This is a genomic window from Salmonella sp. SJTUF15581 (assembly GCF_043356775.1).
GTDB classification, from domain to species: Bacteria; Pseudomonadota; Gammaproteobacteria; order Enterobacterales; family Enterobacteriaceae; genus Salmonella; species Salmonella enterica.
In genome coordinates this window covers 58,558-71,289 of record NZ_JBEUJY010000001.1, presented here as the reverse complement: position 1 = coordinate 71,289, position 12,732 = coordinate 58,558, and the positions used below count along the sequence as shown (strand labels likewise).

Sequence of the window (12,732 nt, the reverse complement as noted above, 5' to 3'; positions counted from 1 at the left end):
AATGGAGCTTGTGCTACGCCTATGGACAATACGTATATTGGTGAGCAGATACGCGTCTCCACACGCCATACTAATAATTTAAAAAAATGGCGTGACAATGATCACATAAGTCACATTCTGTTCGCTTTATCTCGTGATTTACCTGATGGCGAGACACAAAAATTAAAGAATAAACGCCTGTTTTTAAAACAGACAAATCATAATTTACTGCTCTCGCTGACTCCACCTGCCCATCGCCAGAGGGTGCTTCCCTCTGAACATCACCATCGCAAGAAAATAATTACTTAAAGCAACTCTGTAAAAAGCTTAATCGTTAATCGTCGCCACTGGCGCATTGAATATTCGCCATTTCCTGATGCTCATTCACACAAATCAGAAGATGGCTGTGATCCATTTATCAAAATTGACTGGGTTTATCGCGAGGATAAATAAAAATGTTATTTAGTATACAGCTTCTCATAATATTAATATGTCTGTTTTATGGCGCCCGAAAGGGCGGCATCGCGCTCGGGTTGTTGGGCGGTATCGGTTTGGTCATTCTGGTGTTTGTTTTCCATCTCCAGCCAGGTAAACCGCCCGTTGACGTAATGCTGGTCATTATCGCGGTAGTCGCCGCGTCGGCGACGTTGCAGGCGTCAGGCGGGCTGGATGTGATGCTGCAGATTGCCGAAAAGCTGCTGCGTCGCAACCCCAAATACGTCTCTATTGTGGCGCCGTTCGTCACCTGTACCCTGACGATTCTGTGTGGGACAGGCCACGTGGTCTACACCATTTTGCCGATTATCTATGACGTGGCGATCAAGAATAATATCCGTCCGGAACGTCCAATGGCGGCCAGTTCTATCGGCGCGCAAATGGGTATCATCGCCAGTCCGGTTTCCGTCGCCGTTGTTTCTCTGGTAGCGATGCTGGGCAACGTGACATTTGACGGAAAACATCTGGAGTTCCTCGATCTGCTGTCGATCACCATCCCGTCTACCCTGCTCGGTATCCTGGCAATCGGTATTTTTAGTTGGTTCCGCGGTAAAGATCTGGATAAAGACGAAGCGTTTCAGAAATTTATTTCCGTACCGGAAAACCGTCAGTACGTGTACGGCGATACCGCGACGCTGCTGGATAAAAAACTGCCGAAAAGCAACTGGCTGGCGATGTGGATCTTCCTGGCGGCGATTGCCGTGGTCGCTCTCCTGGGCGCGGACTCCGACTTACGTCCAACCTTCGGCGGCAAACCGTTGTCGATGGTGCTGGTCATTCAGATGTTTATGCTGCTGACCGGGGCGCTCATTATCATCCTGACCAAAACCAATCCTGCGTCTATCTCAAAAAACGAAGTTTTTCGTTCCGGTATGATTGCGATTGTCGCGGTATACGGGATCGCCTGGATGGCGGAAACCATGTTCGGCGCGCATATGTCGGAAATTCAGGGCGTGCTGGGCGAAATGGTCAAAGAGTATCCGTGGGCCTACGCCATCGTTCTGCTGCTGGTCTCCAAGTTTGTTAACTCCCAGGCAGCGGCGCTGGCGGCGATTGTTCCCGTCGCGCTGGCTATCGGTGTCGATCCGGCGTATATCGTGGCCTCTGCGCCGGCATGTTATGGCTACTATATCCTGCCGACCTACCCAAGCGATCTGGCGGCGATTCAGTTTGACCGTTCCGGCACAACCCGTATTGGCCGCTTCGTCATTAACCACAGCTTCATTCTGCCGGGTTTGATTGGCGTGAGCGTCTCCTGCGTCTTTGGCTGGATCTTTGCCGCAATGTACGGATTCCTGTAATGGCCGCGCGCGCCGCCCGGTTATGCGCGGCGCGCGACTTAGAGCCTGGCCCGTGAGGTTCTTAATACATTTTCTTACTATTAGGCTGGAAGCACATGTCGAAAAAAGAGTTTATCTATCAGGCGCCTTTCCCGATGGGAGAGGACAAAACAGAGTATTATCTGCTCACCTCCGATTATGTCAGCGTCAGTGAATTCAACGGAGAATCTATCCTCAACGTTGAGCCGCAGGCGTTAACGTTGCTGGCTCAGCAGGCCTTCCATGATGCGTCTTTTATGCTCCGTCCTGAACACCAGCAGCAAGTCGCCGCCATTCTCAATGACCCCGAAGCCAGCGAAAACGACAAATATGTGGCGTTGCAATTCCTGAGAAACTCCGAGATCGCCGCCAAAGGCATTCTGCCGACCTGCCAGGATACCGGCACGGCGATTATCATGGGTAAAAAAGGCCAACGCGTCTGGACGGGCGGCGGCGATGAAGCCGCGCTCTCCAAAGGCGTGTTTAATACCTATATAGAAGATAACCTGCGCTACTCGCAGAACGCCCCGCTGGATATGTACAAAGAGGTCAATACCGGCAGCAACCTGCCAGCGCAAATCGATCTCTATGCCGTCGATGGCGACGAGTACAAGTTCCTTTGCGTGGCGAAAGGCGGCGGTTCAGCAAACAAAACGTATCTCTATCAGGAGACCAAAGCGCTGCTCACCCCAGGCAAGCTGAAAAACTTCCTCGTTGAGAAAATGCGCACGCTGGGCACCGCAGCCTGTCCGCCATACCATATCGCCTTTGTCATTGGCGGCACCTCGGCGGAAAGCACGCTGAAAACCGTTAAACTCGCCAGCACCCACTATTACGACGCGCTGCCGACGGAAGGTAACGAGCACGGCCAGGCATTCCGCGATCTCCACCTGGAACAGGAACTGCTGGAAGAAGCGCAAAAACTTGGCCTCGGCGCCCAGTTCGGCGGGAAATATTTCGCCCACGATATTCGCGTCATTCGCCTGCCGCGTCACGGCGCTTCCTGTCCGGTGGGGATGGGCGTCTCCTGCTCGGCCGACCGTAACATCAAAGCGAAAATCAACCGCGAAGGCATCTGGATCGAAAAACTGGAACACAATCCGGGCCAGTATATTCCGCCAGCGCTGCGTCAGGCGGGCGAAGGCGACGCGGTGAAAGTCGATCTCAACCGTCCGATGAAAGAGATCCTCGCCCAGCTATCGCAGTACCCGGTCTCGACTCGCCTGTCGCTGACGGGCACCATTATCGTAGGTCGCGATATCGCCCACGCGAAGCTAAAAGAGCGTATTGAATCCGGCGAAGACCTGCCGCAGTATATTAAAGACCACCCCATCTATTACGCAGGTCCGGCAAAAACCCCGGCAGGTTATCCATCTGGCTCATTAGGCCCCACCACCGCAGGCCGAATGGACTCTTATGTCGATCTACTGCAATCCCACGGCGGCAGTATGATCATGCTGGCGAAAGGCAACCGTAGTCAGCAGGTCACGGATGCCTGTAAAAAACATGGCGGCTTTTATTTGGGCAGTATCGGCGGCCCGGCGGCGGTACTGGCACAGCAGAGCATTAAGCATCTGGAGTGTGTCGAATATCCGGAACTCGGCATGGAAGCTATCTGGAAAATTGAAGTAGAAGATTTCCCGGCCTTTATCCTGGTGGATGACAAAGGCAACGATTTCTTCCAGCAGATTGTCAGCAAACAGTGCGCTAACTGCGCGAAATAACCTGGCAGGCCCGGCGTTCTCCCGGGCCGCGTTATCGGTTAATTGCCGGATGGCGCTACGCTTATCCGGCTTATCCGGCCTGCACGAGAGAACATGCTCACGCTTTTACATCGCTGGTCGCTACCACAGAAATCGCCGGGCTATCCGGCTGTTCGACGAATGGCGGCGTTTTCCGGTATTTATCCAGCAGGTGGATCTGAATCTTGCGCAGCATGTCGCCATTCAAACGGTAGTAGCGGAAGTAGAGAACCAACGTCATCATGAAAAACAGTACCGGCAGGACAATCATAATAAACTGCATCCCCTGCAGGGTTTGCGCAGACTGCGCCACGTTCGGCGTGTAGCCAATCAGCCCCAGCACCAGAGCGATAAAGAACGCCGCAAACGCCGAGCCGCCCTTCACGACCATCGTCTGTACGGAATAAGCGATACTCTCGCAGCGAACATTGAGCTTAAATTCCCCATAATCGACCGTATCCGCCACCATGATTACCTGAAGCACCCAAAAGAGCGCGGTCCCGATATTCAGGAAAATACCCGCCGCCACGATTAAAGCGGCATTATGGACATCCGCCAACGCCATCGCGAAGAGCCCTGCGCAACTCAGAACGGGCATCACGGAGGCGCCCGCCCACAATATCCGCCGCGATAACATTTTCACCAGCCGGGGGAAGACAATCAGCGTCAGCAGATTCGCCGCGCCGGCGTAAGAAAGGTAATAGGGAAAAAGATCGGCATCGCCAATCACATAGGTGAAGTAGTAGATCGCAAACCCATTGATAATATTGGAGGCAATGTTATACGCCAGCGCCATTCCCAACAGGCAAGAGAGCTGATCGTTTTTGTATATCAATCCAACGATCGTTTTTAACGTCAGATGTGGGCGGCCCGCCGTTACACCGTTGTCGGAGGAGTACACCTCATGGACGTTGCGTAATGTCACGATAGTCGAGGTGATAAAGAACGCAATCAGTACCAGCGTAAACATCTGAAAGCCGAACCCACGATCCGCCCCGCCAACATAGTTCACAAACGGCAGCGTTATACCGGCAGTGACGAAGCCAGCCAGACTGGCGAAGAAACGCGGGAACGGCACCAGTTGTTCGCGTTCTCGCTTATCAAGCGTAATGGTCGGCACCAGCGACCAAAATGGGATATCCATAATGGTATACGTCATGCCCCACAGGATGTAGGTTACGCAGACAAATACAACCTGCGCGGTTCCCTCAAAAAGATGGGCGCTGAACAGCAGGAAAAGCACCAGCGAATTGGTTAAGGTGCCGCTCAATATCCACGGCTTAAATTTCCCCCACCGCGAACGCGTGGCGTTGACAATCCATCCCATGATGGGATCGTTTATCGCATCCCAGATTCGCGCGACCAGAAAGAGGGTGCCGACGAGGCCGACCGAAAGTCCCACCACATCGGTGTAGTAATACATCAGGTACATATACACAATGCCGATGGCGAAATCCTTACCAAACGCACCGAACCCGTAACTCAGCTTTGTTGTCAGAGAGATGCTCATAGGGTACCGGGTCGCTGTTACCAGCGCCCGCCTTCTGTTAGTAGAGGTTAAACGCCGGATCTGCCGTCCAGCGCGGCTGGAGATTAACGGCGTAACCAGGCCGGAAGCCAGTCGCCATGCGCGGCGATCAGATCGTCAACCAACGCATAGATTTCTTCGATACCCAGCACCGCTGCGGTATGAGGGTCCATCATCGCCGCGTGATACACGCGATCGCGGTTTTCCGTGAGGATGGCTTCGGTCAACAGCGTTTGCACGTTGATGTTGGTCTGCATCATCGCCGCCAGATGAGAAGGGATCGTCCCCACCTTCGTCGGTTGAATGCCGTTGGCATCCACCAGACAAGCCACTTCCACGCAGCTTCCCTGCGGCAGGTTATCAATCAGCCCCTCGTTACGCACATTGCCGTAAATCACGCTCGGCTCGCCGGTCCACAGAGCGTTCATAATGGTGCTGGCGTACTCGCGGGACGGTTTGATGTCGATACGCTCGGCGGTTTTATACTCCTCCAGCTCTTTATGCCAGTTCGCCAGTTGTTCTACGCAGCGTTTCGGATATTCATCCAGCGGCACCTTGTAGCGCGCAATCAGATCTTCGCGTCCCGGTTTAATAAACCACGGCGTGTACTCGGCAAAATGCTCTGATGACTCGGTGACGAAGTAGCCCAACTTTTTGAACATCTCATAGCGCACAATGTTCTGGCAGCGTTCATTGCCGTGAATATTGGGCTTCGGCGCCTGTCCGGCGTCATAGGCCGCCAGCAATTCAGGATAGAGATCGACATAAGTCCCGTCAGCCGTTTTGCGCTCCAGTTCGAGGTAAAACGCCATGTGGTTAATGCCGGCGCAGCGGTAGCGCAGCGAGGCGGGATCGATATTCAGGTCACGCGCCAGTTCTTCCGCCGTTCCCTGTACCGAATGGCACAGGCCGACCTGTTTGATATGCGGATAACGGGCATACATCGCCCAGGTGTTCATCGCCATCGGGTTGACGTAATTGAGCATGGTGGCTTTCGGGCAGACTTCCGTCATGTCTTCGCAAATCCGCCACAGATGCGGGATGGTCCGCAGCGCGCGCATAATGCCGCCCGGCCCCAGCGTATCGGCGATCGTCTGTTCCAGGCCATGACGCTTACAAACCTCAAAATCGGTCACGGTGCAGGGTTCATAGCCGCCAATCTGAAAGGCGACCACCACGAAATCCGCATCCTGTAGCGCCGCTTTCTGGTGGGTATGGCAGGTAATCCGGCCAGAAGCGCCCGCTGAGTCCATCAGTTTCCGTACCACAATGTGCGACTCTTCCAGCCGGGTTTCGTCAATATCCATCAGGGCGACATGCGCTGATTTTAGCGCCTCGCGGTGAAACACATCGCCGAGGATATTTTTGACGAAAATCGTAGAACCTGCGCCGATAAAGGTAATTTTGGGTGCCGTCATTATGACTCTCCAGAACAGTAGTGAACACCTTCATGGTGGCACGCGTTCCCGGTGAAAACCTCCGTCTTCCCCGATGAGCATTCCCGAAAACTCAGATCGTATGCTGGCGCGCGGAAGATCTGAGTTTTTGGGACAAAATGGCGTAAAAAGCAGAGTATTCGGCCTGATAGTCAGGCTACGCTCTACAATATCGACGGATTCTGTGTCCGGATTCCCGGTTTCCTCCCGGCTAAAGGGGCATAATTCTGATAATTCAGGAAATGGAGTGACGATGAGTACGCAAGCAATATCCCTCCTCCCGCCCGACCCGCACATGTGCAACGGCGATGAAAAGCAAACCCGTAGCCCGCTGTCGCTCTATTCCGAATATCAACGACTGGACGTTGAACTGAGGCCGCCGCACAGAATGGCCAGCAGTCACTGGCATGGGCAAGTAGAAGTGAATGTTCCGTTTGACGGCGATGTGGAGTATTTAATCAACAATGAAGTCGTGCAGATAAAGCAGGGACATATCACCCTGTTTTGGGCCTGTACGCCACACCAGCTTACCCGCCCCGGCAACTGCCGCCAGATGGCGATTTTCAGTTTGCCGATGCACCTGTTTCTCTCCTGGCCGCTGGATCGCGATCTTATCAACCACGTCACGCACGGGATGGTGGTTAAATCACTGGCGACCCAGCAGCTTAGCACCTTTGAAGTGTTGCGCTGGCAGCAGGAAACAAGCAGCCCGAATGAGCAAATTCGCCAGTTGGCGATCGATGAAATCGGCCTGATGCTTAAACGCTTTAGCCTTTCCGGCTGGCAACCCATTTTGCTCAATAAAACATCACGCACCCACAAGAATAGCGTCTCACGCCATGCGCAGTTTTACGTAAGCCAGATGCTGGGATTTATTGCCGATAACTACGATCAGGCGCTCACCATTAACGACGTCGCGGAGCATGTCAAACTCAATGCTAATTACGCGATGGGAATATTCCAGCGGGTTATGCAATTGACGATGAAGCAGTACATCACGGCGATGCGCATCAATCACGTACGTGCCTTATTGAGCGATACTGACAAAACGATCCTCGATGTCGCTCTGACTGCCGGGTTCCGATCCAGCAGCCGTTTTTACAGTACTTTTAGCAAATTTGTCGGTATGTCGCCGCAACAATACCGCAAGCTAAGTCAGCAACGACGCCAGACGATGCCCGGCTAAAGCCGGATACCACTATCAGCCAAAAAAATAATTCACCTGTCGATAAACGGCGGGTGAAATCGCTCGCTATCAATAATTAACCCATTGTTTATTAAACAATAATAACAATAACTGACCATTATTCCATCACTTTACACCCCCTATTTGACGGGGTAATACTTGCCCACGTCACATTCATACGGCGGGTCGGCAAGGCGTAAATTGCACGGCCTCCACAACCGGGTAAAAGATGATGAAAGTATTAATTGTTGAAAGTGAGTTTCTGCATCAGGACACCTGGGTTGGCAACGCGGTTGAGCGTCTGGCGGATGCCTTGAGCCAACAAAATGTTACCGTCATTAAATCGACATCCTTCGATGACGGCTATGCCATCTTGTCCGCGAACGAAGCCATTGACTGTCTGATGTTTAGCTACCAAATGGAACAACCGGATGAGCACCTGAGCGTCAGGCAATTGATCGGTAAGCTTCACGAGCGTCAGCAAAACGTGCCCGTTTTCCTGTTAGGCGACAGGGAAAAAGCGACGGCATCGCTGGACCGCGACCTGCTGGAGCTTGTCGATGAATTCGCCTGGATTCTGGAAGACACCGCTGACTTTATCGCCGGACGCGCCGTTGCCGCCATGACCCGGTATCGCCAGCAACTGTTACCGCCGCTGTTTAACGCGTTGATGAAATACAGCGACATTCATGAATATTCATGGGCGGCGCCGGGACACCAGGGCGGCGTCGGTTTCACTAAAACGCCTGCCGGTCGCTTTTATCACGATTATTATGGCGAAAACCTGTTCCGCAGCGATATGGGGATTGAGCGTACCACGCTCGGTTCACTCCTCGACCATACCGGCGCGTTTGGCGAAAGCGAGAAAAATGCCGCCCGCGTATTCGGTGCTGACCGCTCCTGGTCCGTGGTTGTCGGGACCTCCGGTTCTAACCGTACTATTATGCAGGCCTGTATGACGGATAATGATGTCGTTGTACTGGATCGTAACTGCCATAAATCCATCGAACAGGGGCTGATCCTCACCGGGGCCAAACCGGTATATATGGTGCCAAGCCGTAACCGTTACGGCATTATCGGGCCAATCTACCCGCAGGAAATGCAGCCTGAAACCTTGCAGAAAAAAATCAGCGCCAGCCCACTGACCAAAACTAAAGCCGGACAGAAACCGTCTTACAGCGTAGTGACCAACTGTACCTATGACGGCGTATGCTATAACGCCAAAGAGGCGCAGGATCTGCTGGCAAAAACCAGCGATCGCATTCACTTCGACGAAGCATGGTACGGCTATGCGCGCTTCAACCCGATTTATTGCGATCACTACGCGATGCGCGGCGAGCCAGGCGACCATAACGGTCCGACCGTGTTTGCCACCCACTCCACGCACAAACTACTGAATGCGCTTTCACAAGCTTCCTACATTCATGTCCGTGAAGGCCGTGGCGCGGTGAATTTCTCCCGCTTCAACCAGGCATATATGATGCATGCCACCACCTCTCCGTTATATGCCATCTGCGCATCCAACGATGTGGCGGTATCGATGATGGACGGTAACAGCGGCCTGTCCCTGACTCAAGAGGTGATTGACGAAGCGGTTGATTTCCGTCAGGCGATGGCGCGTCTTTATAAAGAGTTTACCGATGAAGGCGACTGGTTCTTTAAACCGTGGAATAAAGACGTCGTCACCGATCCACAAACCGGTAAAACGTATGACTTCGCCGACGCGCCGGCAAAACTGCTGGCAACCGACCAGAACTGCTGGGTCATGCGCCCCGGGGAAACCTGGCACGGCTTTAAAGACCTGCCGGATAACTGGAGTATGCTGGACCCGATTAAAGTCAGTATTCTGGCGCCGGGTATGGGCGACGATGGCGAACTGGAAGCATCCGGCGTACCTGCTGCGCTGGTCACAGCATGGCTTGGCCGCCACGGTATCGTGCCGACCCGCACCACCGACTTTCAGATTATGTTCCTGTTCTCCATGGGGGTCACTCGCGGGAAATGGGGAACGCTGATCAACACGCTGTGTTCCTTCAAACATCATTACGACGCGAATACGCCGCTGGCGCAGGTGATGCCGGAACTGGTGCAGGATTATCCTGACACTTACGCGAACATGGGTATTCATGACCTGGGCGATAAAATGTTTGCCTGGCTACGTGAAAATAACCCGGGCGCCCGTCTCAACGCCGCCTATTCCACCCTGCCGGTTGCGGAGATTACCCCGCGCGACGCCTACAACGCGATTGTGAACAACAATATTGAAATGGTGGCGATTGAAAATCTACCGGGTCGCATCGCGGCGAACTCCGTTATTCCTTACCCGCCAGGAATCCCGATGCTGCTCTCCGGCGAAAACTTTGGCGATGAAAACAGTCCGCAGGTGGGTTACTTACGCTCACTGCAATCCTGGGATCATCACTTCCCTGGCTTTGAGCATGAAACCGAAGGCACGGAAATTATTGATGGCGTATATCACGTTATGTGCGTGAAAGCCTAATCACAAAGAGTCTTTTTTTTGAGGATGGCATGTATTCCCTGAGTATTGCTGCAAAACAATAATACTGTCATACCTTTTTGCGCGGGCCCCATCCCGCGCTTTTTTTATACAAAAATGACAAGTTGCCACTCGCGTACAACTTTTTGTACACCCTAATTCATCGTACAAATATTGTAATATTATTCAGGAAAGTTATTTTAGTGCAGTTTCAATTCATCACACAATTGACTCAGTCCCCGTTATCTCTCCCGTTTGGCGAGATCCGGTCTTTTATGTTCATATTCCAGGAGTTCGGGTATGAGGATTTGCAGCAACGAGCCTTGCATAGTGTTATTAACCGAAAAAGATACATGGTTACGAGTAAATGGTAAGGAGCCAATCAGTTTAAAAGCGAATTATATGGCCATTCTGGCTTGTGAAAATAACGTTATTGACATTTCATCATTAAATAGCGTGCTAGTAATACAAGTGAGTCGCAATAATATTAAAGACTATTTACAATTCCTGAATAAAGATCTCTCACACCTTCCCGTCTGGCAACGCAACGCCGATCCCTTATTGACCGCCAACTGTCTGACGCCGGATATCTTCAGGGTCGCCGCCCGCTACAGCGCGATGGAAACACCGGATGAAATTGTTAGTGAACGTACCCGTGCGCTCCTTTTCACCGTTTTATCCCGCTTTCTTGACCACAAAAAATTTATTTCTTTGTTAATGCACATGCTGCGCAGCCGCATCAGTGACAGCGTTTACCACATCATTCAGAGCGATATTCATAAAGACTGGAATCTGAGCGCCGTTGCCAGCTGCCTGTGCCTGAGTCCAAGCTTGTTAAAGAAAAAGCTCAAAAACGAGAATACCAGTTATAGCCAAATAATCACGACCTGCCGAATGCGTTATGCCGTAAACCAATTATTAATGGACGGAAAGAATATCTCTCAAGTCTCACAGCTGTGTGGGTATAACAGCACATCGTACTTTATTTCCGTGTTTAAAGAGTTTTATGGTATGACCCCCCTGCATTATGTTAGCCAACATCGGGAACGATCGGCTGCCTAATTTTTCTACACTCAACGATAAGACACGATAATAACAGCATTGGCGATAACCCGTCTCCGACATAATTCAGCGGCATTCTGAGGGGGTATGATACGACGTAATTTATCGTAACGAAGTCACCTTTTCAGGAGTCCAAATTATGTCTTCGGATGCTGATGCTCACAAAGTGGGCCTAATCCCCGTCACCTTAATGGTATCGGGGAATATTATGGGTTCAGGGGTATTCTTACTCCCTGCCAACCTGGCGGCCACTGGCGGGATTGCAATCTACGGATGGCTGGTCACTATCATCGGCGCCCTGGCGCTGTCGATGGTTTATGCCAAAATGTCGTCCTTAGATCCCAGTCCCGGCGGTTCTTATGCCTACGCACGCCGCTGCTTCGGGCCGTTTTTGGGCTATCAAACGAACGTGCTGTACTGGCTGGCATGCTGGATCGGTAATATCGCGATGGTCGTTATCGGCGTCGGCTATCTGAGCTATTTCTTCCCGATTCTGAAAGATCCGCTGGTATTAACGCTTACCTGCGTCGCGGTGCTGTGGATTTTTGTTCTGCTGAACATCGTCGGGCCGAAAATGATTACCCGCGTACAGGCCGTCGCCACCGTACTGGCGCTGGTGCCTATCGTAGGGATTGCGGTCTTCGGCTGGTTCTGGTTTAAAGGCGAAACCTATATGGCGGCCTGGAACGTGAGCGGCATGAATACCTTCGGGGCGATTCAAAGCACGTTGAACGTTACGCTGTGGTCATTCATCGGGGTAGAAAGCGCCTCCGTTGCGGCCGGGGTGGTCAAAAACCCGAAACGCAACGTGCCTATCGCCACCATCGGCGGGGTACTGATCGCCGCCGTCTGCTATGTGCTCTCCACAACGGCGATTATGGGGATGATCCCCAACGCGGCGCTGCGTGTGTCGGCATCGCCTTTCGGTGACGCGGCGCGTATGGCGCTGGGCGATACCGCAGGGGCTATTGTTTCCTTCTGTGCGGCAGCAGGTTGCCTGGGCTCTCTCGGCGGCTGGACGCTGCTTGCCGGTCAAACCGCAAAAGCGGCGGCGGACGATGGTCTCTTCCCGCCGATCTTCGCGCGGGTTAATAAAGCCGGTACGCCAGTGGCTGGGTTGCTTATCGTCGGCGTGCTGATGACTATCTTCCAGTTCAGCAGTATGTCGCCGAACGCCGCGAAAGAGTTTGGTCTGGTCTCCTCCGTGTCGGTTATCTTCACCCTGGTGCCTTATCTTTACACCTGTGCCGCGCTGTTGCTATTGGGCCACGGTCACTTTGGTAAAGCGCGCCCGCTGTATCTGCTGATTACCTTCGTCGCGTTTGTGTATTGCATCTGGGCGGTCATCGGTTCCGGCGCCAAAGAAGTGATGTGGTCGTTCGTCACGTTGATGGTGATCACCGCGCTGTATGCGTTGAACTACAACCGCATTCACAAAAACCCGTATCCGCTGGATGCGCCGGTTAAACAGGATTGACCACGTGTAGT

9 protein-coding genes are annotated in these 12,732 nt (G+C 52.7%); 7 read left to right on the top strand and 2 right to left on the bottom strand.

All coding sequences use genetic code 11. The features are described 5' to 3' along the window. Positions 1-21: 21 nt before the first annotated feature. The 3 genes from ABVN36_RS00235 (at position 22) to fumA (ending at position 3,517) form a co-directional block, all read left to right on the top strand. Positions 22-288, top strand: a complete 267-nt coding sequence (locus ABVN36_RS00235; RefSeq protein ID WP_001530565.1) for a hypothetical protein — start codon at positions 22-24, stop codon at positions 286-288. Between the two features lie 146 nt (positions 289-434). After that, on the top strand, positions 435-1,775 hold the full coding sequence (gene dcuB, locus ABVN36_RS00230; RefSeq protein WP_000899149.1) for an anaerobic C4-dicarboxylate transporter DcuB: 1,341 nt from the start codon (positions 435-437) through the stop codon (positions 1,773-1,775). A gap of 95 nt (positions 1,776-1,870) precedes the next feature. Continuing rightward, complete coding sequence (gene fumA, locus ABVN36_RS00225; RefSeq protein WP_000037205.1) at positions 1,871-3,517, top strand: class I fumarate hydratase FumA; 1,647 nt, start codon at positions 1,871-1,873, stop codon at positions 3,515-3,517. A 97-nt stretch (positions 3,518-3,614) separates the two neighbouring features. On the opposite strand, the gene melB is transcribed toward fumA, so the two are convergent. Both melB and melA read right to left on the bottom strand, forming a co-directional pair. Then, positions 3,615-5,045: a melibiose:sodium transporter MelB gene (gene melB, locus ABVN36_RS00220; RefSeq protein WP_023138413.1), complete on the bottom strand. Its 1,431-nt coding sequence runs from the start codon at positions 5,043-5,045 to the stop codon at positions 3,615-3,617. Positions 5,046-5,128: 83 nt separating this feature from the next. Continuing rightward, positions 5,129-6,484 (bottom strand): alpha-galactosidase, encoded by a 1,356-nt coding sequence (gene melA / locus ABVN36_RS00215; RefSeq protein ID WP_001728428.1) that lies wholly within the window; start codon positions 6,482-6,484, stop codon positions 5,129-5,131. 268 nt (positions 6,485-6,752) lie between these two features. Between melA and melR the strand changes: the two genes are divergently transcribed. The 4 genes from melR to adiC all read left to right on the top strand — a co-directional run bounded on the left by melR (position 6,753) and on the right by adiC (position 12,721). Beyond that, positions 6,753-7,685 (top strand): transcriptional regulator MelR, encoded by a 933-nt coding sequence (gene melR, locus ABVN36_RS00210; RefSeq protein WP_000106992.1) that lies wholly within the window; start codon positions 6,753-6,755, stop codon positions 7,683-7,685. A gap of 232 nt (positions 7,686-7,917) precedes the next feature. Further along, positions 7,918-10,185 (top strand): arginine decarboxylase, encoded by a 2,268-nt coding sequence (gene adiA / locus ABVN36_RS00205; RefSeq protein WP_001542850.1) that lies wholly within the window; start codon positions 7,918-7,920, stop codon positions 10,183-10,185. A 297-nt stretch (positions 10,186-10,482) separates the two neighbouring features. Next, positions 10,483-11,244 (top strand): AraC family transcriptional regulator, encoded by a 762-nt coding sequence (locus ABVN36_RS00200; protein ID WP_001217083.1) that lies wholly within the window; start codon positions 10,483-10,485, stop codon positions 11,242-11,244. Positions 11,245-11,383: 139 nt separating this feature from the next. Beyond that, the gene (gene adiC, locus ABVN36_RS00195) at positions 11,384-12,721 is read left to right on the top strand and encodes an arginine/agmatine antiporter (RefSeq protein WP_000093130.1); all 1,338 of its coding nucleotides are present in this window, start codon (positions 11,384-11,386) and stop codon (positions 12,719-12,721) included. The last annotated feature ends 11 nt before the right edge of the window (positions 12,722-12,732 follow it).

Coding starts and splice junctions, on each gene's coding strand:
- melB (WP_023138413.1), bottom strand. CDS start 5,045: ATGAGCATCTCTCTGACAACAAAGCTGAGTTACGGGTTCGGTGCGTTT.
- fumA (WP_000037205.1), top strand. CDS start 1,871: ATGTCGAAAAAAGAGTTTATCTATCAGGCGCCTTTCCCGATGGGAGAG.
- ABVN36_RS00200 (WP_001217083.1), top strand. CDS start 10,483: ATGAGGATTTGCAGCAACGAGCCTTGCATAGTGTTATTAACCGAAAAA.
- adiA (WP_001542850.1), top strand. CDS start 7,918: ATGAAAGTATTAATTGTTGAAAGTGAGTTTCTGCATCAGGACACCTGG.
- ABVN36_RS00235 (WP_001530565.1), top strand. CDS start 22: ATGGACAATACGTATATTGGTGAGCAGATACGCGTCTCCACACGCCAT.
- melR (WP_000106992.1), top strand. CDS start 6,753: ATGAGTACGCAAGCAATATCCCTCCTCCCGCCCGACCCGCACATGTGC.
- adiC (WP_000093130.1), top strand. CDS start 11,384: ATGTCTTCGGATGCTGATGCTCACAAAGTGGGCCTAATCCCCGTCACC.
- dcuB (WP_000899149.1), top strand. CDS start 435: ATGTTATTTAGTATACAGCTTCTCATAATATTAATATGTCTGTTTTAT.